General features: G+C 70.4%; 19 protein-coding genes. 1 reads left to right on the top strand and 18 read right to left on the bottom strand.

The window, feature by feature from the left end:
• Positions 1–93: 93 nt before the first annotated feature.
• The 4 genes from ABZ624_RS16305 to ABZ624_RS16290 form a co-directional block, all read right to left on the bottom strand.
• Entirely contained in the window at positions 94–561 is a 468-nt protein-coding gene (locus ABZ624_RS16305) for a GNAT family N-acetyltransferase (protein WP_360088189.1), read from the bottom strand.
• Positions 558–1,502, bottom strand: coding sequence for an RluA family pseudouridine synthase (locus ABZ624_RS16300; RefSeq protein ID WP_360088186.1), 945 nt, complete (start codon positions 1,500–1,502; stop codon positions 558–560). The genes ABZ624_RS16305 and ABZ624_RS16300 overlap by 4 nt, the downstream gene beginning before the upstream one ends.
• Positions 1,503–1,591: 89 nt before the next feature.
• The gene (lspA, locus tag ABZ624_RS16295) at positions 1,592–2,191 is read right to left on the bottom strand and encodes a signal peptidase II (RefSeq protein ID WP_360088183.1); all 600 of its coding nucleotides are present in this window, start codon (positions 2,189–2,191) and stop codon (positions 1,592–1,594) included.
• A 59-nt stretch (positions 2,192–2,250) separates the two neighbouring features.
• Positions 2,251–3,456, bottom strand: coding sequence for a TraR/DksA C4-type zinc finger protein (locus ABZ624_RS16290; protein ID WP_360088180.1), 1,206 nt, complete (start codon positions 3,454–3,456; stop codon positions 2,251–2,253).
• A gap of 606 nt (positions 3,457–4,062) precedes the next feature.
• Between ABZ624_RS16290 and ileS the strand changes: the two genes are divergently transcribed.
• A complete protein-coding gene (ileS, locus tag ABZ624_RS16285; RefSeq protein WP_360088177.1) occupies positions 4,063–7,206 on the top strand; it encodes an isoleucine--tRNA ligase in 3,144 nt (1,047 codons plus the stop codon).
• Positions 7,207–7,372: 166 nt separating this feature from the next.
• Here ileS and ABZ624_RS16280 read toward each other — a convergent pair whose 3' ends face one another.
• From ABZ624_RS16280 to ABZ624_RS16215, 14 genes are all read right to left on the bottom strand, one after another.
• On the bottom strand, positions 7,373–8,524 hold the full coding sequence (locus ABZ624_RS16280; RefSeq protein WP_360088174.1) for a DivIVA domain-containing protein: 1,152 nt from the start codon (positions 8,522–8,524) through the stop codon (positions 7,373–7,375).
• Between the two features lie 52 nt (positions 8,525–8,576).
• On the bottom strand, positions 8,577–8,867 hold the full coding sequence (locus tag ABZ624_RS16275; RefSeq protein WP_351247084.1) for a YggT family protein: 291 nt from the start codon (positions 8,865–8,867) through the stop codon (positions 8,577–8,579).
• 61 nt (positions 8,868–8,928) lie between these two features.
• Positions 8,929–9,570 carry a cell division protein SepF gene (gene sepF, locus ABZ624_RS16270; protein ID WP_360088171.1) on the bottom strand — a complete coding sequence of 214 codons (642 nt, stop codon included), beginning with the start codon at positions 9,568–9,570 and terminating at the stop codon, positions 8,929–8,931.
• Between the two features lie 128 nt (positions 9,571–9,698).
• Positions 9,699–10,418 carry a YggS family pyridoxal phosphate-dependent enzyme gene (locus tag ABZ624_RS16265; protein WP_360088168.1) on the bottom strand — a complete coding sequence of 240 codons (720 nt, stop codon included), beginning with the start codon at positions 10,416–10,418 and terminating at the stop codon, positions 9,699–9,701.
• Positions 10,419–10,424: 6 nt separating this feature from the next.
• Positions 10,425–11,153, bottom strand: coding sequence for a peptidoglycan editing factor PgeF (gene pgeF / locus ABZ624_RS16260; RefSeq protein WP_360088165.1), 729 nt, complete (start codon positions 11,151–11,153; stop codon positions 10,425–10,427).
• Positions 11,150–12,358 (bottom strand): cell division protein FtsZ, encoded by a 1,209-nt coding sequence (gene ftsZ / locus ABZ624_RS16255; RefSeq protein WP_360088162.1) that lies wholly within the window; start codon positions 12,356–12,358, stop codon positions 11,150–11,152. Before ftsZ ends, pgeF begins: the two co-directional genes overlap by 4 nt.
• A 279-nt stretch (positions 12,359–12,637) precedes the next feature.
• On the bottom strand, positions 12,638–13,435 hold the full coding sequence (locus tag ABZ624_RS16250) for an FtsQ-type POTRA domain-containing protein (protein ID WP_360088159.1): 798 nt from the start codon (positions 13,433–13,435) through the stop codon (positions 12,638–12,640).
• Positions 13,436–13,461: 26 nt separating this feature from the next.
• Complete coding sequence (murG, locus tag ABZ624_RS16245) at positions 13,462–14,550, bottom strand: undecaprenyldiphospho-muramoylpentapeptide beta-N-acetylglucosaminyltransferase (protein ID WP_360088156.1); 1,089 nt, start codon at positions 14,548–14,550, stop codon at positions 13,462–13,464.
• Between the two features lie 6 nt (positions 14,551–14,556).
• Positions 14,557–15,918: a putative lipid II flippase FtsW gene (gene ftsW, locus ABZ624_RS16240; protein ID WP_360088153.1), complete on the bottom strand. Its 1,362-nt coding sequence runs from the start codon at positions 15,916–15,918 to the stop codon at positions 14,557–14,559.
• Between the two features lie 68 nt (positions 15,919–15,986).
• Complete coding sequence (gene murD / locus ABZ624_RS16235) at positions 15,987–17,423, bottom strand: UDP-N-acetylmuramoyl-L-alanine--D-glutamate ligase (RefSeq protein ID WP_360088150.1); 1,437 nt, start codon at positions 17,421–17,423, stop codon at positions 15,987–15,989.
• Positions 17,405–18,478: a phospho-N-acetylmuramoyl-pentapeptide-transferase gene (mraY, locus tag ABZ624_RS16230; protein ID WP_360088147.1), complete on the bottom strand. Its 1,074-nt coding sequence runs from the start codon at positions 18,476–18,478 to the stop codon at positions 17,405–17,407. Before mraY ends, murD begins: the two co-directional genes overlap by 19 nt.
• Positions 18,475–19,881 (bottom strand): UDP-N-acetylmuramoyl-tripeptide--D-alanyl-D-alanine ligase, encoded by a 1,407-nt coding sequence (gene murF / locus ABZ624_RS16225; RefSeq protein WP_360088143.1) that lies wholly within the window; start codon positions 19,879–19,881, stop codon positions 18,475–18,477. Before murF ends, mraY begins: the two co-directional genes overlap by 4 nt.
• Before the next feature lie 28 nt (positions 19,882–19,909).
• Entirely contained in the window at positions 19,910–21,430 is a 1,521-nt protein-coding gene (locus ABZ624_RS16220; protein ID WP_360088140.1) for a UDP-N-acetylmuramoyl-L-alanyl-D-glutamate--2,6-diaminopimelate ligase, read from the bottom strand.
• A gap of 166 nt (positions 21,431–21,596) precedes the next feature.
• Complete coding sequence (locus ABZ624_RS16215) at positions 21,597–23,561, bottom strand: penicillin-binding protein 2 (protein ID WP_360088137.1); 1,965 nt, start codon at positions 23,559–23,561, stop codon at positions 21,597–21,599.
• Positions 23,562–23,564: the final 3 nt, after the last annotated feature.

The raw sequence follows: 23,564 nt of genomic DNA, 5'->3' as shown, positions 1-23,564 counted from the left end.
GCCGGCGCTCCGGGGGTCGACGATCACACGGCAGGCCTCAAGCCTGCCATCCGGCCGCAGGGAACGCCTGCCGCCCGACGACGCGGCCGGCGCCTACAGGGCGCGGCGCATCGCCCGGTGCGCAATGCCGGCGTCCGGGAACTCCGGGCCGTACGCCGCATAGCCGAGGCGCTCGTAGAAGCCCAGGGCGTGGGTCTGCGCGTGCAGGTCCACCGCGGTGAGGCCACGCGTGCGTGCCGCGTCCTCGATCGCCCGCACCAGGGCCACGCCGACACCGAGCCCGCGGGCCTCGCGCGAGACGGCGAGCCGCCCCAGGGAGCCCACCGCCGCGTCCCCGCCCGTCTTCGCCGCCGCGGCCTCGCCGTACAGCAGCCGCCCGGTGCCGAGCGGCACGCCGTCCTCGCGGACCGCCAGGACATGCACGGCGACCGCGTCGTAGGCGTCGTACTCGATGTCCTCGGCGACGCCCTGCTCGACGACGAAGACCTCCTTGCGGACCGCGAAGCACGCCTCGCGGTCGGCGGGGTCCTCGGCGATCCGCACGGTGTACGGCGCGCTCACGCGTACGTTTCCTCGCGGACCTGGTCGAGGGCCTCCTGCAGGTCCTCGGGGTAGTCGCTCGCGAACTCCACCCACTGGCCGTCCCCGGGGTGCTCGAAGCCGAGGCGCACCGCGTGCAGCCACTGGCGGGTCAGGCGCAGCCGCTTGGCGAGGGTGGGGTCGGCGCCGTAGGTGAGGTCGCCGACGCAGGGGTGGCGGTGGGCGGACATGTGGACGCGGATCTGGTGGGTACGGCCGGTCTCCAGCTTCACGTCCAGCAGCGAGGCGGCGCGGAACGCCTCGATGAGGTCGTAGTGCGTCACGGAAGGCTTGCCCTCGGCCGTGACCGCCCACTTGTAGTCGTGGTTCGGGTGGCGGCCGATCGGCGCGTCGATCGTGCCGCTCGTCGGGTCCGGGTGGCCCTGGACGAGGGTGTGGTAGCGCTTGTCGACCGTGCGCTCCTTGAACTGGCGCTTGAGCGACGTGTACGCCCGCTCCGACTTGGCGACCACCATCAGGCCCGAGGTGCCGACGTCCAGGCGGTGCACGATGCCCTGGCGCTCGGCGGCGCCGGAGGTGGAGATCCGGTACCCGGCGGCGGCGAGACCGCCGATGACGGTCGGGCCGGACCAGCCCGGCGAGGGGTGCGCGGCCACGCCGACCGGCTTGACGATCACGACCACGTCCTCGTCGTCGTGCACGATCTCCATGCCCTCGACCGGCTCGGCGACCACCTGCACCGGCGCGGGCGCCTGCGGCATCTCGACCTCGAGCCAGGCGCCGCCGTGCACCCGCTCGGACTTGCCGACCACCGCGCCGTCGACCTGGACCTTGCCGGCCGCGGCCAGCTCCGCCGCCTTCGTGCGGGAGAAGCCGAACATGCGGGAGATGGCGGCGTCGACGCGCTCGCCCTCCAGGCCGTCGGGCACGGGCAGGGTTCGGATCTCGGGAATCGTGCTCACCCGTCGAGTATGCCGGACGGGCGGCAACGCCCCGAACGCGCCTGTGGACAACTCCCGCTGTGGATAACTCCCGGCACCCCCCGCGAGAGTCAGTCCTTGTGGACCGTGCCGTCCGGGTCCAGGCCGCGGAAGGACAGCAGCACGATCAGGATGCCGCCGCACACGATCGCCGAGTCCGCCAGGTTGAACACGGCGAAGCCCTTGGGCGCGATGAAGTCCACGACCTTGCCCTCGAAGACGCCGGGCGCCCGGAAGATCCGGTCGGTGAGGTTGCCGAGGGCGCCGCCGAGCAGCAGGCCGAGCGCGATGGCCCAGGGGTAGCTGTAGAGCTTGCGGGCCAGGCGGATGATCACCACGATCACGGCCGCGGCGATCAGGGTGAAGATGACCGTGAAGGCCGCGCCGAAGCCGAAGGCCGCGCCCGGGTTGCGGATGGCGTTCAGCTCCAGCCAGTCCCCGATCAGCTTGATCGGCTCGTGCCCCTCCAGCTTGGCGACCACGAGCGTCTTGCTGATCAGGTCGAGGGCGTACGCGAACGCGGCCACCGCGAACAGCAGGGCGATCCGGCGCCCGCGACGGTCCCGTACCGGGGCCGGGGCCTGCTGCCCGTCAGCCCCGGCCACCGCCGTCTGCTCGCCGCTGTCGTCCGGGGTGTCCGGCGTACCGATGATGCGCTCCGCCTCTGCCACGTGAGTCCCTCAACCTAGGTGCCTGACTGAGGACGAGACTACGGCACGGCCCGGTACGCTCAGGAGCGGCGTTCCTGCTTCTGTTTGCACTCCACGCACAGCGTGGCCCGCGGGAAGGCCTGCATCCGGGCCTTGCCGATGGGGTTGCCGCAGTTCTCGCACAGGCCGTAGGTACCCGCGTCCAGCCGCTCCAGCGCGTGCTCGTTCTGGACCAGCATCTCGCGCGCGTTGGCGGCGAGCGCCAGCTCGTGCTCGCGCGTGATGTTCTTGGTGCCGGTGTCGGCCTGGTCGTCTCCCGCGCCGTCGCCGGAGTCCCGCATCAGGCCTGCCAGGGACGCCTCGGAGGAGCTGATCTCGTTCTGCAACCGCTCCACCTCGGACAGCAGCTCGGCACGGGCCTTCACGACCTCCTCCGGGGTCCAGGGATCCTCACCGGGGCGCACCGCCAGTTCGCCGGGCTCCGCCGCGGCGACCCGCGCCTTGGGAACGGCGGTCTCCGCCGTGGCCGTGCCAGGAGTCTTCTTCGCAACCACTGTCGTGGCTCCCGTCTGCTTCGCGGCCCGCGCCGCGCCCGCTTTCTTGGCCCTGCTCGTGTGGGCCGCCTCCGTGGAGACGCCCTCGGCGGCCGTCCTCCCGCTGCCGGCCTTCTTCGCCGCCGGCTTCTCGACGGCCGTCTCCTCCGCCTCCGCCACCCCCTTCACCTTCACCGCGGTCTTCTTGCCGACGGCCTTCCTGGACACCTGCTTCTTCGGAACCGCCGCCCGGTCCGCCACCGCCTCGCCGGCGACCGCCTTCCCGGCCGGCGCCTTCCCGGCCGGCGCCTTCCCGGCCGGCGCCTTCCCGGCCGACGCCTTCCCGGCAGCGGTCTTGTCCTTGGCGGTGGGTTTGCCGGCAGCGCTCGTCCTGGCTGCCGTTTCCTTCGGGGCCGCCTTCTTGGCAGCCGCAGCCGCCTTCTTTCCGGCCTGCTTTCCGGCCTGCTTTCCGGCCTGCTTTTCGACGGCTGCTTCCTTGACCGGCGCCTTCTTACCGGCCGTCTGCTTCACCGTGGTCTTCTTCGCGGCCGTCCTATCGGCGGCCGGCTCTGCACCCGCTCCCCCCGTGTCCTTTCCCCCCGTGTCCTTTCCCCCGGTGCCCTTCCCCCCGGTCACCCTCTTCGTCCCGGCCACTCCCTTGGCCTCACCGCCGGAGGCAGCCGCGCCGGAGGCAGCCCGGCCCCTGCGCCGACCGGTCGCCGGCTGCTGTACGGCGGTCTCTTTCGCCACCATGGCCGCGGCCCCTTCACATATTGTGATCTTGCTCGCGAATCGTGCTGGGACGATAAATCGACTTGAGTCCCGCGGCAACGGGGCACACCGCCCGATTCGCCCGCCCGCACCCCCCGCGCAGCGGGCCTGCATCCGTTGTGCCCAGCTCCCCGCCGGGTAATCCGCCGGAGCCGGGCCTCGCCGGACCCGGGCGCACGCCCCCTCGCCATTCGGGTCATCCCGGCCCCTCGCACCGCCCGCCGCGGCACCGCACGCAAATCCGGTCGGCCGCTGTCCGCGCGGCGCCGTACACTGGGCGGAGCGAAAAGCGTGGATGGGGACGAGTAGCGGCGTACGCGGCCGAGAGCGACCCGGGGACGGTGTGAGCCCGGGGGCGAGCGCGACGTGAAGATCACCCCGGAGCCGCCGGAAGAAAGCCGCAGCCGCAGGGCCAGCGCGAGTAGAACCGGCTTCGCGACCCCAATGAGGGGGCTCACCGGCGCGTACGGCGCGACGGAGGGCCAAGGAGGGTGGTACCGCGGGAGCGCGCCGCACACGGCGTAGGCAGGATCGAAGGCTCTCGTCCCTCCGACGGAAGGCAGCAAGTCCGTTGGAGGATGCTCGCAGATGACAGCGCCGACGTACCGCCAGGTGCCCGCACAGGTCGACCTGCCCGCTCTTGAGCACGCCGTGCTCGACTTCTGGCGCGACCAGAAGATCTTCACCAAGAGCCTGGAGCAGTCCGAGGGCCGCCCGGAATGGGTGTTCTACGAAGGCCCGCCCACCGCCAACGGCATGCCCGGCGCCCACCACATCGAGGCGCGCGTCTTCAAGGACGTCTTCCCCCGCTTCCGCACCATGCGCGGCCACCACGTGGCCCGCAAGGCCGGCTGGGACTGCCACGGCCTCCCGGTGGAGCTGACGGTCGAGAAGGAGCTCGGCTTCAGCGGCAAGCAGGACATCGAGGCGTACGGCATCGCCGAGTTCAACGCCAGGTGCCGTGAGTCCGTGCTCCGCCACACCGACGCGTTCGAAGCGCTCACGACCCGCATGGGCTACTGGGTCGACCTCAACGACGCGTACGTCACGATGGCCCCCGAGTACATCGAGTCCGTCTGGTGGTCGCTGAAGGAGATCTTCACCAAGGGCCTGCTGGTCCAGGACCACCGCGTGGCCCCCTGGTGCCCGCGCTGCGGCACCGGCCTGTCCGACCACGAGCTGGCGCAGGGCTACGAGACGGTCGTGGACCCGTCCGTGTACGTCCGCTTCCCGCTCACCTCCGGGCCGCTCGCCGGCGAGGCCGCGCTCCTGGTGTGGACGACGACCCCCTGGACCCTGGTGTCCAACACGGCGGTCGCCGCGCACCCGGAGGTCACCTACGTCGTCGCGACCAACGGCGAGGAGAAGCTCGTCGTCGCCGAGCCGCTCGTGGGCAAGGCGCTCGGCGAGGGCTGGGAGAGCACGGGCCAGACCTTCACCGGCGCCGAGATGGAGCGCTGGACGTACCAGCGGCCCTTCGAGCTCGTGGAGTTCCCGGCTCCGGCCCACTTCGTGGTGAACGCCGACTACGTCACCACCGAGGACGGCACGGGTCTGGTCCACCAGTCCCCCGCCTTCGGTGAGGACGACCTCAAGGTGTGCCGTTCCTACGGCCTGCCGGTCGTGAACCCGGTCCGCCCGGACGGTACCTTCGAGGAGGACGTCCCGCTGGTCGGCGGCGTCTTCTTCAAGAAGGCGGACGAAAAGCTCACCGAGGACCTGTCGCAGCGCGGCCTCCTCTTCAAGCACCTGCCATACGAGCACAGCTACCCGCACTGCTGGCGCTGTCACACCGCGCTGCTCTACTACGCGCAGCCCTCCTGGTACATCCGCACGACGGCGATCAAGGACCGCCTCATCCAGGAGAACGAGACGACCAACTGGTTCCCGGAGACGGTCAAGCACGGCCGCTTCGGCGACTGGCTGAACAACAACATCGACTGGGCGCTGTCACGTAACCGCTACTGGGGCACCCCGCTGCCGATCTGGCGCTGCGAGGACGACCACCTCACCTGCGTCGGCTCCCGCGCGGAGCTGACCGAGCTGACCGGCACGGACCAGTCGGACCTGGACCCGCACCGGCCGTACATCGACGAGGTCACCTTCACCTGCTCGCACGAGGGCTGTGCGCAGACGGCCACGCGCGTGCCGGAGGTCATCGACGCCTGGTACGACTCGGGTTCCATGCCGTTCGCGCAGTGGGGCTACCCGCACAAGAACAAGGAGCTGTTCGAGAGCCGCTACCCGGCGCAGTTCATCTCCGAGGCCATCGACCAGACCCGCGGCTGGTTCTACACGCTGATGGCCGTCGGCACCCTCGTCTTCGACAAGTCGTCGTACGAGAACGTCGTCTGCCTCGGCCACATCCTCGCCGAGGACGGCCGCAAGATGTCCAAGCACCTGGGTAACACCCTGGACCCGATCCCGCTCATGGACCGGCACGGCGCGGACGCGGTGCGCTGGTTCATGGCGGCCGGCGGCTCCCCGTGGGCGGCCCGCCGGGTGGGCCACGGCACCATCCAGGAGGTCGTCCGCAAGACCCTGCTGACGTACTGGAACACGGTCGCCTTCCAGGCGCTGTACGCCCGTACGTCGAGCTGGGCGCCCAGCGCGGCCGACCCGGTCCCGGCCGAGCGCCCGGTGCTGGACCGCTGGCTGCTGTCCGAGCTGCACGCCCTCACGGACCAGGTGACGCAGGCGCTGGAGGCGTACGACACCCAGCGCGCCGGCAAGCTGCTGTCCGCGTTCGTCGACGACCTGTCCAACTGGTACGTCCGCCGTTCGCGGCGCCGCTTCTGGCAGGGCGACAAGGCCGCGCTGCGCACGCTGCACGAGGTGCTGGAGACGGTCACCAAGCTGATGGCGCCGATCACCCCGTTCATCACCGAGCGGGTGTGGCAGGACCTGGTCGTGCCGGTGACCCCGGGCGCGCCGGAGTCCGTGCACCTGGCCTCCTGGCCGGAGGCGGACCTGTCCGCCATCGACCCGGAGCTGTCCAGGCAGATGGTCCTGGTCCGCCGGCTGGTGGAGCTCGGCCGGGCCACGCGCGCGGAGTCGGGCGTCAAGACGCGTCAGCCGCTGTCCCGCGCGCTGATCGCGGCGACCGGCTTCGAGTCCCTCGACCCCGGGCTGCACACGCAGATCACCGAGGAGCTGAACGTCTCGTCGCTGGCGTCGCTCTCCGAGGTGGGCGGCTCGCTGGTGGACACCACCGCGAAGGCCAACTTCCGTGCGCTGGGCAAGCGGTTCGGCAAGCGGGTGCAGGACGTGGCCAAGGCCATCGCCGGTGCCGACGCCGCCGCGCTCTCCCTCGCCCTGCGCGAGGGCACGGCCTCCGTGGAGGTCGACGGTGAGACGGTCACCCTCGCTCCGGACGAGGTGATCATCACGGAAACCCCGCGTGAGGGCTGGTCGGTGGCCTCCGACTCCGGCGCCACGGTCGCACTCGACCTGGAGATCACGGAGGAGCTGAGGCAGGCGGGCCTGGCCCGTGACGCGATCCGGCTGATCCAGGAGGCCCGCAAGAACAGCGGGTTGGATGTGGCCGACCGGATCGCTCTGCGGTGGACGTCCACGGACCCGGCGGTGGTCGCCGCGCTCGGCGAGCATGCGGGACTGATCGCCGAGGAGGTCCTGTCGAAGGACTTCCAGCAGGGCGAGGCCGACGACAGCTACGGCGAGCCGTTCACCGACGAGGGGCTGGCGCTGACGTTCCGGCTGCGCAAGGCGTAAGCACCGTCCGTCCTGAGAAGGGCCCGGTCTCCACTGAGGAGGCCGGGCCCTTCTTGAAGTGCAGGTGACGCAACCCGCGTAAAAAGGGCGGGCCCCCAGGACCGAAGTCCAAGGGGCCCGCCCTATTGAGCGCTGCCGACGCCGTTGTCGTACTAGTGCCCGGTGCTCAGTTGTCGTCCTCGTCGATCAGGAACCCGCGCATCGGCGAGGGTGCCTGGCCCATCGGGGACGGACCCTGCGGACGGACCGGAGCCATGGGCTGGGTCATGGCCGGGGTCATCTGCTGCTGGCCGCCGTAGGACGGGGCGGACGGAGCGGGGTTGCCGCCCATCGTCTGGTTGCCGCCGTACGACGGGGCGCTCGCGCCGGCCGGGGCCATGGAAGGCGCCGGGGACGGCGGCAGAGACGCGGTGGCCGGGGTACGCGGCGGGGCCAGCGAGTCGTCGGCCTGGGTCTCCAGCTGGCGCAGCTGGGACTCCAGGTACGACTTCAGGCGCGTGCGGTACTCGCGTTCGAAGCCGCGCAGGTCCTCGACCTTGCGCTCCAGCGTGGCGCGGGCGGACTCCAGGGAGCCCATCGCGACACGGTGCTTCTCCTGCGCGTCCCGCTCCAGGGCGTCGGCCTTGGCACGGGCGTCACGCTCCAGACCCTCGGCGCGGCTGCGGGCCTCGCCGACGATCTTGTTGGCCTCGGAGCGGGCCTCGGCGATCGCCTGGTCGGCGGTCTGCTGGGCCAGCGAGAGGACACGGGCGGCACTGTCGCCACCGGGGCCCTGACCCATCGGGCCGGGACCGCCCATGGGACCGCCCATGGGGCCACCCATCTGCTGCTGCATGGGCGGCTGACCGCCCATCGGGCCCTGACCCATCGGACCCTGACCCATCGGACCCTGGCCCATCGAGCCCTGGCCCATCGGGCCGGGACCCTGCGGGCCGCCCTGGCCGCCGGGACCGGCGGGCAGCTGCGGGGCGCCGCTCGGCAGCTGGGGCGGGCCACCCATGGGGCCGCCCATCTGCTGCTGCGGCGGGCCCGATATGCCGGCGGGCACCGGCGCGCCGGGACCTCGCATGCCCTGCTGCTGAGGATGCTGCTGCTGGTCCTGCTCCGGCGGGCCCTTGCGCATGTTCTGCTGGTTCTGCGCGGCCGCACGCGTCGCCGCGGCCAGCTTGGCGCGCAGGTCCTCGTTCTCGCGGAGCAGACGGGTCAGTTCGGCTTCGACCTCGTCGAGGAAGGCATCGACCTCGTCCTCGTCATAGCCTTCTCGGAGGCGGACGGTCGTGAACTGCTTGTTCCGCACGTCCTCGGGGGTCAACGGCATCTCTTCACCTCAACGTAGTCATCGGCAGTCGGCAAGACCGTATCGTCCATCCTCATCCCACGAAGCTCCCCGTGATCGAGAGGAGGATGTAGACAATGATCATCAGTACGAAGAAGGACAGGTCGAGCGCCACGCCCCCGAGACGCAGCGGCGGAATGAACCGCCGCAGAAGCTTCAGCGGTGGATCGGTGACAGTGTAGGTGGCCTCCAGTACGACCACCATCGCCTTGCCGGGTTGCCACGAGCGGGCGAACTGGAACACGTAATCCATGACCAGCCGGAAGATGAGCACGGCGAGGAACACCAGCAGCGCGGTGTGGACCACCGTGACGAACACGCTCATGGCCTGCGCTTCCCTCTCCCCTGTTCCATGCTCTTCCGAGCCTCGATCCGGTTGTTGCGTCTCAGCTCTGGTTGAAGAACCCGCCCTCTGCGATGCGGGCCTTGTCCTCCGCCGTGACATCGACGTTAGCAGGAGACAACAGGAACACCTTCTGCGTCACCCGCTCGATGCTGCCGTGAAGACCAAACACCAAACCGGCCGCAAAGTCGACAAGTCGCTTCGCGTCTGTGTCATCCATCTCAGTCAGATTCATGATCACCGGGGTGCCCTCACGGAAGTGTTCCCCGATGGTACGGGCTTCGTTGTAGGTCCGGGGGTGAAGCGTGGTGATCCGGTAAGGCTCTCGCTCGGACACAACCTTGGGCATGATCACCGGTGCGTTCTTCTCGAGGGACTGACGTTCTTGTGTGATGGATGCCACGGGCGCGATGCGCGCCGGACGTCCGGTATCCGCGGCGAGCGCCGTCGAACGGGCCACCGGCTCGCGTGGCGCGGGCGGTTGCACGATTCGCACCTCTTCATCCCTTTGGGGCTGATGTGCGCTGTGCGACGAATGTGACGATTCATGCCGTCGGTGGTCCCGCTCGGGCTCCGGGTCCAACTCGGGTTCGAAGTCGTCGTCGGGGTCGAATCCGCGGCCGTCGTACCCATCGTCCTCCACGAGGCCGAGGTAGACCGCCATCTTGCGCATCGCGCCGGCCATGCTCTGAGTCCTCCGCTCTGTGGTGGATCGGCTGACGACTGCCAAGTGCCCGCGATCCACGTGGTCGTTGTGCCCGTCTTCACAGGCATTGACCATATTTTCTGCTGTGGTCCGACTTCCTGGCGACGTTACCCGAGGCTGGGGCGGACTCCGAGTACCGCAGTGCCGACGCGCACATGTGTCGCCCCGGCGGCCACGGCCTGTTCGAGATCCGCACTCATCCCTGCTGACACCATGGTTGCAGCCGGATGGGCTCGGCGCAGGTCAGTCGACAAATCCATGAGCCGCCGAAACGCCTCCTGTTCGCGTCCCGCGTACTCCCCGGTGAGCGGAGCGACGGTCATCAGTCCGTCGAGCCGCAGCCCCGGTGCCTCGCCGACGAGGTCGGCCAACTCTTCGATTCCGTGCGGGGACACGCCTCCGCGCTCCCCCCGGCCGCTCGCGCCCGCGTCCAGCGCGACCTGGATCAGGCAGCCGACCTCGCGTTCCGCCCGCACCGCCTCCTTCGACAGCGCGGTGACGAGCCGGGCGCGGTCGACGGACTGCACGACATCGGCGTAACCAACCACTGAACGAACCTTGTTGGTCTGCAATTGACCGACAAAGTGCCATTTCAGTGGAAGATCCGCGCACGCGGCGGCCTTCGGGGCCGCGTCCTGGTCACGGTTCTCGGCGACATGACGCACACCGAGTTCCGACAGGATCCGCACATCGCTCGCCGGGTAGGTCTTGGTGACCACGATCAGGGTCACCTCCTCCCGCTTGCGCCCCGCCGCCACACACGCGGCGGTGATGCGCTCCTCCACTTTCGCCAGATTTCCGGCGAGTTCGGTCTTACGGTCCGTCATACCCCATCAGTCCAGCCACACGTAGCTCGCGAGCCGCCCGGTCGTGCGGTCACGGCGGTACGAGAAGTGGTCGCCCGACTCCAGCGTGCACACCGGTGACTGCGCCCGGTCGCACACCCCGAGCCGGTCGAGCTGCGCGTGCACCCCGGCGCTCACGTCGACCGCCGGCGTACCCCAGCTCGTCTCAGCGTGCGCCGCCGGCTCGACGGCGGCCACTTCGGCGCGCATCGGCTCCGGCACCTCGTAGCACCGCCCGCAGACGGCCGGTCCGGTGCGCGCGACGATCCGGCCGGGCTCGGCACCGAGTCCGGCCATGGCCCGTACGGCGGCGGGGACGACCCCCTTGACCATGCCGGGCCGTCCGGCGTGGACGGCTGCCACGACCCCGGCGACGGGATCGGCCAGCAGCACCGGCACGCAGTCGGCGGTGAGGACGGCGAGGGCGAGCCCACGGCGGGCGGTGACGATCGCGTCGACCTCCCGGACCGGGCGGTCGCCCCAGGGCTCGTCCACCACGGCCGCGTCGGCGCCGTGCACCTGGTTCATCCAGACGACCCGGCCCGCATCGATGCCGAGCGACTTGGCGGCGATGTCCCGGTTGGCCCGTACGGCCTCCGGGGCGTCGCCGACCGCGCCGCCCAGGTTCAGCTCCTCATACGGAGCGGCGCTCACCCCGCCCCACCGGTCGGTGAAGGCGAAGTGCGCGCCGCTCACGCTCTCGCGCCGTCCTATCACTTGAGGAAGTCCGGAACGTCCAGTTCCTCGGCCGCGCTGTCCGAGTAGGTCCGCGGCGCCGGCGTCACCGGCGGGGCGACCGGGATGTCGGGCACCGGCTCGGGCGCCGGCTCCGGGTCCTCCTTCGGCGTCACACTGCCGAGCGAGCCGAAGGCCGGCCGGCTGGGCTCGGCCGGCCGTGCCGGGGCGGGCTCCTCGCGACGGGGGGCCGTCGAAGTCGAGGCCGAGCCGAGGACGTTGTCCCGGCGGGCCGGCGGCTGGCCGCCGTCGAAGCCGGCCGCGATCACGGTGACCCGGACCTCGTCGCCGAGGGCGTCGTCGATGACCGCTCCGAAGATGATGTTGGCCTCGGGGTGGGCGGCCTCGCTGACCAGCTGGGCGGCCTCGTTGATCTCGAACAGGCCGAGGTCGGAGCCGCCGGAGATGGAGAGCAGCACACCGCGGGCGCCGTCGATGGACGCCTCCAGCAGCGGCGAGGAGATCGCCATCTCGGCGGCGGCCACCGCGCGGTCGTCGCCGCGGGCCGAGCCGATGCCCATGAGCGCCGAACCGGCCTCGGACATGACCGACTTCACGTCGGCGAAGTCGAGGTTGATCAGACCCGGAGTGGTGATGAGGTCGGTGATGCCCTGGACACCGGAGAGCAGGACCTGGTCGGCGGACTTGAAGGCGTCCAGGACCGAGACCTGGCGGTCCGAGATGGACAGCAGCCGGTCGTTGGGGATCACGATGAGGGTGTCGACCTCTTCGCGCAGTTCGGCGATGCCGTCCTCGGCCTGGTTCGCGCGGCGCCGCCCCTCGAAGGTGAACGGGCGCGTGACCACGCCGATGGTCAGGGCGCCCAGATTGCGCGCGATGTTGGCCACGACGGGTGCGCCGCCGGTGCCGGTGCCGCCGCCTTCACCGGCTGTCACGAAGACCATGTCGGCCCCCTTGAGGACCTCCTCGATCTCCTCGCGGTGGTCCTCGGCGGCCTTGCGGCCGACGGCCGGGTTGGCTCCGGCGCCGAGTCCGCGGGTGAGTTCCCGGCCGACGTCGAGCTTGACGTCGGCGTCGCTCATCAACAGCGCCTGTGCGTCGGTGTTGATGGCGATGAACTCGACACCCTTGAGACCGACCTCGATCATCCGGTTGATGGCATTGACACCACCGCCGCCGACACCGATGACCTTGATGACTGCGAGGTAGTTCTGCGGTGCTGCCACGTCGAAGGCCTCTCGCCTCGAATTACGTTGTCGCCGCCGTGCGGTGCCCCGCGCCGGGACGACGGATGCCGAATGGGACGGTCCGTAGCGCCGACCCGAACCCTAACCCTGAAGTTTAGGGTTACCAGTGTGTCTGTTCCCTGGAGTCTTCTGAACAGGACACTAAGTCGACAAGTGGCGCCCGTTCAACGAACACGCCGAACCTCCCGTTTTTCTTTTCACCCTATGTGATCAGCCATAGCAGTGCCCAACCAGGGTGCTGGCCTGCGCTGATGTGCGTCAACTCCGCGATGACGCAGGGGCGGTGGGGACACTGACATCGAAGTGCCGCGCGCCGGGAGCTGCTTTCATGAGAGCTGTGAGGGTCCGTGCCTTGGCGCGGCCGTTCTCGCCACTTCCCCACAAGACCGTACGGCCGTCGGCCAGCACCAGCGAGATGGCGTCAAAGGAACGGACTTGGACGGTCCGGGTCCGCTGCGCGACGGCGGCCGGCAGATCGCCGGCGACCCGGACCGCCTCGCGCACCAGCCGGTCGGTGCCGAAACGCCGGAAGCCGGCGGCGCCGGAACCCGTGCGGGAGGCGGACAATTCCAGCATCGGAATGGCGTTCGGCGCCTGCGAAACCGTAGCGAACCGGACACCTTCGTCATCGACTTCCGTGAAGTTCCCGCCCTTTCGGAGCAGCAGGACCGGAGTGCGCTCGGTCACTTTCAGCCCGATTCCATGGGGCCAGGAACGGACTACGTCAACCGTGTCGATCCGGGGCAATCTCCGGCGCAATCGGGCCTCGATGGCCCCCGTGTCGACGGACATCATCGGCGCCCCGACCGGCACGTCCGCCGCGTCGCGCACCTCGGCGGACGTCAGCACGCGCGTGCCGGACACCGACACGTGGTCGACGCGCAGCCATGAGGAGCCGTACAACACCCATGCCGCACCGGCGCCGAAGAGCACTGCGGCAGCCACGACCAGGATGACGATCGTACGAAGGCGCAGTTTCCCGGACCGTCGGCCGGGCGGCGGGCCGGACGACTCCTGCTGGCGTTCACCGCGCTCGGCGGTAGTCGGTCCGGCCACCCTCACTGCCCTTTCGTCATACGGTCCTAACGGCGCGAGGCGATCGCCTCGTACACCATGCCGACGAGCAGCTCGTCGGCGTCCCGGCGGCCGAACTCGCTTGCCGCACGGGACATCTCGTACAGCCGGTGCGGGTCGGCGAGCACGGGCAGGACGTTCTGCTGCACCCACTCGGGCGTAAGCTCCGCGTCGTCGACGAGGAGTCCGCCGCCGGCCTTCACCACCGGCTGGGCGTTGAGCCGCTGTTCGCCGTTGCCGATGGGCAGCGGGACGTAGGCGGCCGGGAGCCCGACGGCGGAGAGTTCGGCGACGGTCATCGCGCCCGCGCGGCAGAGCATCATGTCGGCCGCGGCGTACGCGAGGTCCATCCGGTCCAGGTAACTTACCGGGACATAGGGCGGCATTCCCGGCATCTGCTGCACCTGCGGCAGTTCGTTCTTCGGGCCGACGGCGTGCAGGATCTGGATGCCGGCCTGCTGCAGCCACGGGGCGACCTGCTGGACCACCTCGTTGAGCCGCCGGGCGCCCTGGGAGCCGCCGGAGACGAGCAGCGTGGGCAGGTTGGGGTCGAGGCCGAACCGGTGGCGGCCCTCGGGACGGGCGGCGGCGCGGTCCAGGGTGGCGATGGCGCGGCGCAGCGGGATGCCGATGTAGCGGGCGTCGCGCAGCTTGCTGTCCGGCGTGGAGACGGCGACCCGGGCGGCGTACCGGGAGCCGATCTTGTTGGCCAGGCCCGGGCGGGCGTTCGCCTCGTGGATCACGATGGGCACGCCGAGCCGCTTGGCGGCCAGATAGCCGGGCAGGGCGACGTAACCGCCGAAGCCGACCACGACGTCCGCCTTGGTGCGCTCCAGGATCTGCTCGGCGGCCTTGATCGTGCCGCGCAGCCGGCCCGGGACGGTGATCAGCTCGGGGGTTGGCTTGCGGGGCAGCGGCACCGCCGGGATCAGCGCCAGCTCGTAGCCGCGCTCCGGGACGAGCCTGGTCTCCAGGCCGCGTTCCGTGCCCAGGGCCGTGATCCCCACGGTCGGGTCCTGCCTGCGCAGGGCGTCCGCGAGGGCGAGCGCGGGCTCGATGTGGCCCGCGGTACCCCCGCCGGCGAGTACAACATGCACCGAAATTCACCGCTCTCCGGACGAACGCGCCGCTGAGGCACGCCGTCGCATCGTGTTCCATCTCCGAGGCGCCCGGCCGGAGCCGGTGCCTCCCGCCCGCTTTCTACCAAAGCGAGGTTGCCGCATCGCAAGCGCCGCCCGCGCAGCGGGCTCGTCGCGCGCGAAGGCGATCAGCAGCCCGATGGCGAACATGGTCGGCAGCAGGGCGGACCCTCCGTAGGAGAACAGCGGGAGGGGGACGCCGGCGATCGGCAGCAGACCGAGCACCGCACCGATGTTGATCACCGCCTGGGCGGTGATCCAGGTGGTCACGCCTCCCGCGGCATACCTCACGAAGGGGTCCTCCGTGCGTCCGGCCACGCGGATACCCGCATAGCCTAGAGCCGCGAACAGGGCGAGCACCGACAGCGTCCCCGCCAGGCCCAGTTCCTCACCGGTGACCGCGAAGATGAAGTCGGTGTGGGCTTCCGGGAGTTGGCCCCATTTTTCCACACTTGCGCCGAGCCCGGAACCGAAGAGTCCGCCGGAGGCGAGGGCGTAGATCCCGTGCACGGCCTGCCAGCAGTCGGCGACGCCCGCCTTGGGCTCGGTCGCGCCGATGCAGGAGAGCCGGGCCATCCGGTTGGCACTGGTCTTGATGAGGACGAAACCGATCAGGGCGGCGATCTGCAGCACCACGGCGAACAGCCGCGTCGGCGCCCCGGCGAGCCACAGCAGGCCGAACAGGATCGCCGTGAGGATGATCGCGGTGCCCATGTCGCCGCCGAGCATGATCAGGCCGAGCAGCAGGAAGGCGACCGGTACCAGCGGCACCAGCATGTGCTTCCACTGGGTCAGCAGCTTCCGCTCCTGCTTGCGCGCGATCAGGTCCGCACCCCACAGCACCAGGGCCAGCTTGCCGAACTCACTGGGCTGGATCTGGAAGGAGCCGCCGAGGGAGATCCAGTTCTGGTTGCCGTTGACCGCCATCCCTATCCCCGGCACCTGCACCAGGGCCATCATGAAGACGGCACCGGCCAGGATCGGGTAGGCCAGCGCCCGGTGCAGTTTCACCGGCATACGGGAGGCCACGAACAGCAGTACGCCGCCCAGCGCGGCGGCCAGCAGCTGCTTGCGGAAGAAGTACGACCCCGGCAGCGACATCTGCAGCGCGGTGATCTGGGAGGCCGAGTAGACCATCACCAGGCCCAGCACGATGATCAGCACACTGCCGCCGAGGATCAGGTAGTAGGCGGTCAGCGGGCGGTCCCAGGCCTTTCGCGCGCGCGTGCACAGCCGCTGTACGGGGTTGTCGTGCGAGGACCGGGGAACGGCGGGACGCCGGGACGCCCGTTGCACGGGTGGCCGGCCGGTACGGCTACTGGGCATCGGCGCCTCCACTGAACGTCGACCGTCCCACGCGTCCCTCCCAAGATCCGCCCGGCAGGCGGCCGGGGTCAGGCTTCGAGTTCGCGGACCGCCGCCGCGAACGCGTCACCGCGCTGGTTGTAGTTGGTGAACATGTCCATGGAGGCACAGGCCGGGGCCAGCAGCACCGTGTCACCGGGCTGCGCGAGCCGCTTCGCTTCCGTCACCGCCTGGAGCATCGCCCCAGTGTCGGTCCGGTCGAGGTCCACGACGGGTACCTCCGGCGCGTGTCGCGCGAGGGCCTCGCGGATCAGGGCGCGATCGGCGCCGATCAGGACGGCACCGCGAAGTCGCTTCGCCGACTTGGCGACGAGCTCGTCGAAGGTCGCGCCCTTCGCCAGACCGCCCGCAATCCATACAATCGATTCATATGACACCAACGATGCTTCGGCGGCATGCGTGTTGGTCGCCTTGGAGTCGTCCACGTACGCCACCGAGTCGATGTCGGCGATGTGCGCGATGCGGTGGGCGTCCGGTCTGAAGGCCCTGAGGCCCTCGCGCACGGCCCTGGCGGGCACCCCGAAGGCGCGTGCGAGGGCCGCCGCGGCAAGGGCGTTGGCGATGTTGTGCGGGGCCGGCGGGTTGACGTCGGAGACCTCGGCCAGCTCCTGCGCGTTCTTCTGCCGGTTCTCCACGAAGGCGCGGTCGACCAGGATGCCGTCGACGACGCCGAGTTGGGAGGGCGCGGGGGTGCCGAGGGTGAACCCGACGGCCCGGCAGCCCTCCTCCACGTCGGCCTCGCGGACCAGGTCCTCGGTGGCCTTGTCCTCGACGTTGTAGACGCAGGCGACCCGATTGCCTTCGTAGACACGGCCCTTGTCGCGCGCGTAGGCCTCCATGGAACCGTGCCAGTCCAGGTGGTCGGGCGCGAGGTTGAGGACCGCGGCCGAATGCGCCCGCAGGGAGGGCGCCCAGTGGAGCTGGTAGCTGGAGAGCTCCACGGCGAGGACGTCGTACGTCTCCTCGCCGAGGACCGCGTCCAGCAGGGAGACGCCGATGTTGCCGACGGCGGCCGTGCGCAGGCCCGCGGCCTTCAGGATCGATGCGAGCATCTGCACGGTCGTGGTCTTGCCGTTGGTGCCCGTGACGGCCAGCCAGGGCGCCGCGTCGGGGCCCCTGAGGCGCCAGGCCAGCTCGACGTCGCCCCAGACGGGCACGCCCGCCTTCTCCGCCGCCAGGAACAGCGGCTTGTCGGGCTTCCAGCCGGGCGCGGTGACGATCAGCTCGGTGCCCTCCGGCAGGGATGCCCCGTCGCCGAGGCGCACGGTGATGCCGAGCGCCTCCAGTCCGGCCGCCTGTTCACGCGCGCGTGCGTCGTCGCCGTCGTTGACGACCGTGACGATCGCCCCGCGCGCGTGCAGCACCCTGGCCGCCGGGACGCCGGAGACACCGAGCCCGGCGACGGTGACGTGCTTGCCCTTGAAGTCGAAGAGCTCCGAGGTGGAGGTCACTTGTCCGCTGCCCATCCTGCATAGAAGAGGCCCAGTCCGACGATCACACAGATGCCCTGAATGATCCAGAACCGGACCACGACCAGGACTTCGGACCAGCCCTTGAGTTCGAAGTGGTGCTGCAGTGGCGCCATGCGGAAGACGCGCTTTCCGGTGAGCCGGAAGGAGCCGACCTGGATGACGACCGACATGGTGATGAGGACGAACAGGCCGCCCATGATGGCCACCAGCAGCTCCGTGCGGGAGAGGATGGCCAGACCGGTGAGGACACCGCCGAGGGCGAGCGAGCCGGTGTCGCCCATGAAGATCTTCGCCGGCGAGGTGTTCCACCACAGGAAGCCCAGGCAGGCGCCCATCAGCGCGGAGGCGATCACGGCGAGGTCGAGCGGGTCGCGCACCTCGTAGCAGGCGGCCGGGTTGGTCAGCGTCTGCGCGTTGGCACAGGACTCCTGGAACTGCCAGACGCCGATGAAAGTGTAGGCGCCGAAGACCAGCACGGAGGCGCCGGTGGCCAGGCCGTCCAGACCGTCGGTGAGGTTCACGCCGTTCGACATCGCGAGGATCATGAACAGCGCCCAGACGACGAACAGCACCGGGCCGATCGTCCAGCCGAAGTCGGTGATGAAGGACAGCTTGGTGGAGGCCGGGGTGTTGCCGCGCGCGTCGGCGAACATCAGCGACAGCACGGCGAAGGAGATGCCGACGATCAGCTGGCCGGCCATCTTCGCCTTGGCCCGCAGACCCAGCGAACGCCGCTTGACGATCTTGATGTAGTCGTCGAGGAAGCCGACCAGGCCCATGCCGAACATCAGGCCGAGGACCAGCAGCCCGGAGTAGGTGGGCGGGTAACCGGTGATGAGCTTGCTCAGGAAGTACGCGGCGATCGTCGCCAGGATGAAGGCGATGCCGCCCATGGTCGGCGTACCGCGCTTGCTGGCGTGCTCGCGCGGGCCGTCGTCACGGATGTACTGGCCGTAGCCCTTGCGGGCGAGGAGCTTGATCAGCAGCGGGGTGCCGATCAGCGTCAGGAAGAGGCCAATGACTCCTGAGAACAGGATCTGCTTCATCATCGGGCGGCAACCTCACCCTCGGCACCGGTCTCGACGAGCGCCTGGGCAACGCTTTCGAGCCCCACCGAACGGGACGCCTTCACGAGTACGACGTCCCCCGGGCGCAACTCGCTGCGCAACAGGTCGATCGCCGCCTGTGCGTCGGACACGTGCACCGACTCCTCACCCCACGAACCCTCGTTATATGCGCCCAGTTGCAGCCAGGAGGCTTCGATCCCCCCGACGGCGACGAGCTTGCTGACGTTGAGCCGGACGGCGAGCCGTCCGACGGCGTCGTGCTCGGCGAGCGCCTCGTCTCCGAGCTCGGCCATCTGGCCGAGCACCGCCCACGTGCGGCGCCCCTTGCCCATGGCCGCGAGCGCCCTCAGGGCGGCCCGCATGGACTCGGGGTTGGCGTTGTAGGCGTCGTTGACGATGGTCACGCCGTCCGGGCGCTCGGTGACCTCCATGCGCCAGCGGGAGAGGGTGCCCGCCTCGGAGAGCGCGGTGGCGATCTCTTCCGCGGACATGCCCAGCTCATGGGCGACGGCGGCCGCGGCGAGCGCGTTCGACACGTGGTGCTCACCGTACAGGCGCATGGTCACATCGGATGCACCGGAGGGTGTGAGAAGCCTGAAGGAGGGCTGTCCGCTGTCCGTGAGTCGTACGTTCTCGGCGCGTACGTCCGCTTCGGCCGACTCTCCGAAAAGGACCACCTTCGCCTTGGTACGCGAGGCCATGGCCCTGACCAGCGGGTCGTCGGCGTTGAGGATGGCGGCGCCGTCCTCCGGGAGGCCTTCGACGAGCTCGCCCTTGGCCTGCGCGATCTGCTCGCGGCCGCCGAACTCGCCGATGTGGGCGGTGCCGACGTTGAGCACCAGTCCGATCTTCGGCGGGGTGAGGCCGGTGAGGTAGCGGATGTGCCCGATGCCGCGGGCGCCCATCTCCAGCACGAGGAACCGCGTCTCCTCGGTGGCGGACAGGGCGGTCAGCGGCAGCCCGATCTCGTTGTTGAGCGAGCCGGGCGTGAAGACGGTCGGCGCCTTGCGCCGGAGCACCTGCGCGATCAGGTCCTTGGTGCTGGTCTTGCCCGCCGAGCCGGTCAGGGCGACGAGGGTCGCGCCGAGCCGCTTGACCACATGCCGGGCGAGGGCGCCGAGTGCGGCCTGGACGTCCTCGACGACGATCGCGGGCACGCCGACCGGGCGCGACGCCAGTACGGCGACCGCGCCCGCCTCGACGACCCGCGCCGCGAAGTCGTGGCCGTCCACGCGCTCGCCGACGAAGGCGGCGAACAGGCTGCCGGGCTCCACCTCCCGGGAGTCCCGGACGACCGGGCCCGTGACCTGCGTGGACGGATCCGGTATGTCGTGCGTCTGCCCGCCGACGACTGCTGCGATCTCGGCGAGGGAGAGGGCGATCACAAGTTCATCCCCTGGGTCTTCTGGATTTTCATCCCTGGGTTTTCTGGATGGCTTCGCGGAGCACCTGGCGGTCGTCGAACGGACGGACCACGCCGGCGATGTCCTGGCCCTGCTCGTGGCCCTTGCCCGCGACCAGCACGGTGTCGCCGGCCTGGGCGCGGCCCACGGCGGCGGCGATCGCGGCGGCCCGGTCCTCGAAGAGGAGCACCTCGCCACGCTCGTGCGCGGGCACGGAGGCCGCGCCCTGGAGCATGGTCGCGAGGATCGAGAGGGGGTCCTCGGAGCGGGGGTTGTCGGAGGTCAGTACGGCCGTGTCGGCGAGCCGGGCCGCGGCGGCGCCCATCGGGGCGCGCTTGGTCCGGTCACGGTCGCCGCCGCAGCCGAGGACCACGTGCAGCCGGCCCTTGGTGACCTTGCGCAGCGCCTTGAGCACCGACTCGACCGCGTCGGTCTTGTGGGCGTAGTCCACGACCGCGAGGTAGGGCTGCCCGGCGTCCACGCGCTCCAGGCGGCCGGGAACGCCCGGTACGGCGGCGATGCCGTCGGCGGCGGCCTGCGGGTCGAGGCCGGCCACGGCGAGCGCGACGACGGCGGCGAGGGTGTTCGCCACGTTGAAGGGACCGGCGATCGGCGACTTGGCGTGTACGCGCTCGCCGTTGGGGCCGACGACGGTGAACGTCGAGTCCATGGGGCCGACCTGGACGTGCTCAGCGCGCCAGTCGGCGTCGGGGTGGCCCTCGGCGGAGAAGGTGACGACCGGGACGGTCGCCTCCTCGGCGAGCCGGCGGCCGTACTCGTCGTCGGCGTTGACCACGCCGAGCCTGCTGCGCTGCGGCGTGAACAGCTGCGCCTTGGCCCGGAAGTAGTCCTCCATGTCGGAGTGGAACTCCATGTGTTCCGGGCTGAGGTTGGTGAACACGGCGATGTCGAAGACGCAGCCGTCGACCCGGCCGAGGACCAGGGCGTGGCTGGAGACCTCCATGGCGACCGCCTCGACGCCGCGTTCGCGCATGACGGCGAAGAGCGCCTGCAGATCGGTGGCTTCGGGGGTGGTGCGCTCGGACTTGATGCGCTCGTCGCCGATGCGCATCTCGACCGTGCCGACGAGACCGGTGGACTTGGCGGTCCGCAGACCGCCCTCGACCAGATAGGCCGTGGTGGTCTTGCCCGAGGTGCCGGTGATGCCGATCTGGAGCAGGTCGCGCCCGGGGTGGCCGTAGATGGTGGCCGCGAGCTGCCCCATCCGCGCGCGGGGGTCGTCCACGACGAGGACCGGCAGTCCGGTCGCGGCGGCGCGCTCGGCGCCCGTCGGGTCGGTGAGCACGGCGGACGCGCCGAGGCCGGCGGCCTGGGTGACGAAGTCGGCGCCGTGCAGACGGGCGCCCGGGAGGGCGGCGTACAGGTCGCCGGGGCGGACCGCGCGCGAGTCGTGGGTGATCCCCGTGATCTCGGCGGCGGCGTCGGGGGCGGCGGCACCCAGCTGATCGGCCAGTTCCGCGAGGGGTGTGGCGGAGACCTCGACCGGTCGCGGCGGTCCCGGATATGTCACGGAAGCGCCCTTCTGGGTGGTTTGGGACTGATCAGCGTGTGGCACGGCGGTGAGCGTACCCGGCGCACCCGCTCCGGAGCGAAGTGAGGGGCGCAGGGCGCCTTGGTTCCCGGGTTCCGGGGTGATCGTTGTCACGGGCTGGTTCCTGGTGTTTCCGAGGTGCTGATCAGGGCTTGTAGTCGACGGGCAGGTTGGCGGGCTGCGCCCCGGTCGGCGGCACCTGCAGGGTCTTCAGCGCGAACTCCATCACCTGCTTGTAGATGGGACCGCAGATCTGGCCGCCGTAGTAGCTGCCGGAGGTGGCGTTCTGGATGGCGCAGTAGACGGTGATGCGGGGCTTGTCCGCGGGCGCGAAGCCGGCGAACGAGGAGGTGTATCCGTGGTACCTGCCGGTGGCCGGATCCACACGGTTGGCCGTGCCGGTCTTGCCGGCCACCCGGTAGCCGGGGATGCGGGCCTTGATGCCGGTGCCCTGCTCGTCGTCCACGACGGACTCCAGCATCTGGGCGAGGGAGGTGGCGGTCTTCTGGCTGACGACCCTGGTCTCCCTGGGCTTGGGCGCGGGGGTGAAGCGGCCGTCGGGGCCCTTGGTGCCGCGCACCAGGGTCGGCTGGATCCGGACCCCGCCGTTGGCGATGGTCGAGTACACGGAGGCGGCCTGCAGGGCGTTGAGGGAGAAGCCCTGGCCGAAAGGAATCGTGTACTGCTGCGAAGTGGACCACTTCCGGTACGGCGAGAGGATGCCGGGGGTCTCGCCGGGGAAGCCGAGTCCCGTGTAGCTGCCGATGCCGAACTTGCGCAGGTAGGAGTAGAGGACCTTGTTCGCCTCGGGCTGCGTCCTGCCGAGCTGGCCGGTGGCCAGGATGGTGCCGATGTTGCTGGACTTGGCGAGGACGCCGTTGAGGGTGAGGTACCAGGTGTCGTGGTCGACGTCGTCCGAGAAGAGCCGGTCGCCGCGGTGCAGCCGGTTGGGTACGACGACGTGGGTGAGCGGGGTCGCGGCGTTCTCCTCCAGCACGGCCGCCATGGACATCACCTTGGCAGTGGAGCCGGGCTCGTAGGCGTCCTGGAGGGCCGCGTTGCCCATGGCCTCCGCGTCCGCCTTGGACAGGTTGTTCGGGTCGAACCCGGGTGCGTTGGCCATGGCCAGGATCTGGCCGGTGCGGGTGTCCTGGACGACGACGTACCCGCGGTCCGCGCCGGACTTCCTCACCTGCTCGGTGATGGCGTTCTGCGCGGCCCACTGGATGTCGCGGTCGATGGTCAGCTCGACGTCGGAGCCGGGCACGGCGGGGGTCTCGTTGGACCCGGCCGTGGGCACCTCGCGCCCGCCGGACTGGGCATAGCGGATCTTGCCGTCCTTGCCCGCCAGCTGCTTGTTCATCTCCTGCTCGACGCCGCCGCCGCCCTGGCCGTCGGAGTTGACCCAGCCCAGTATCCCGGCGGCGAGGTCACCGTTGGGGTACACGCGCTGGCTGCTGGGGTCGGCGAAGACGCCGGCCAGCACGTTGGCGGTGTTGTTGTCCGTCTCCGCCTTCTTGGCGAGCGCGCTCTTCAGGTCCTTGATCTGCTTCCAGACCTGCGGGGTCTGCCGGGTGGCGAGCCGGGTGTACCGGGAGCTGCTGTCCTTGGGCCGCAGCTTGTTCACGATCTCGGCCTGGCTCTGCCCGAGGATCGGCGAGAGCAGCGCGGCGGCCTGCTCCGGCCCGTCGTCGACCTTCAGCTGCTTCCTGGTGAACATCGTGGGGTCGGCCGTGATGTCGTACGCGTCCTCGCTGATGGCGAGGGCCACGCCGTTGCGGTCGGTGATCCCGCCGCGGTCGGCGGCCAGGGTGTGCACGACATACCGGTTCTGCTCGGCCCGCGCGGCGTACGCGCTGGCGTCGACGGCCTGTACCTGGAGCAGCCGTACGACGAAGGCGAGCAGCACCAGGGTCAGGGCGAGGCTGACCATGCGCAGCCGGGGCCGCGCGCTGCCGAGCCGGAGGGGGCGCTGGGCCGGCGGCCGTGGGCCGCTCGGCCGCCGGCCCGTACGCGCACCGGACGCGGGCTGCCGCCGCACGGCACTCCTCGGCCGCGGCGGCTTCGCAGGCCCGGGTACACGACGGCGCGGCGCTTCCCTGTCGGACACTTC

Source organism: Streptomyces sp. NPDC007205 (assembly GCF_040634095.1).
GTDB lineage: Bacteria > Actinomycetota > Actinomycetes > Streptomycetales > Streptomycetaceae > Streptomyces.
The sequence above is the reverse complement of the archived record's forward strand: the minus strand, read 5'-3'. Positions and strand labels throughout refer to the sequence as shown.

Coding starts and splice junctions, on each gene's coding strand:
- ABZ624_RS16290 (WP_360088180.1), bottom strand. CDS start 3,456: ATGGTGGCGAAAGAGACCGCCGTACAGCAGCCGGCGACCGGTCGGCGC.
- mraY (WP_360088147.1), bottom strand. CDS start 18,478: ATGATGAAGCAGATCCTGTTCTCAGGAGTCATTGGCCTCTTCCTGACG.
- ABZ624_RS16280 (WP_360088174.1), bottom strand. CDS start 8,524: ATGCCGTTGACCCCCGAGGACGTGCGGAACAAGCAGTTCACGACCGTC.
- ileS (WP_360088177.1), top strand. CDS start 4,063: ATGACAGCGCCGACGTACCGCCAGGTGCCCGCACAGGTCGACCTGCCC.
- ABZ624_RS16265 (WP_360088168.1), bottom strand. CDS start 10,418: ATGACGGACCGTAAGACCGAACTCGCCGGAAATCTGGCGAAAGTGGAG.
- sepF (WP_360088171.1), bottom strand. CDS start 9,570: ATGGCCGGCGCGATGCGCAAGATGGCGGTCTACCTCGGCCTCGTGGAG.
- ABZ624_RS16275 (WP_351247084.1), bottom strand. CDS start 8,867: ATGAGCGTGTTCGTCACGGTGGTCCACACCGCGCTGCTGGTGTTCCTC.
- murD (WP_360088150.1), bottom strand. CDS start 17,423: ATGGGCAGCGGACAAGTGACCTCCACCTCGGAGCTCTTCGACTTCAAG.
- ftsW (WP_360088153.1), bottom strand. CDS start 15,918: ATGCCCAGTAGCCGTACCGGCCGGCCACCCGTGCAACGGGCGTCCCGG.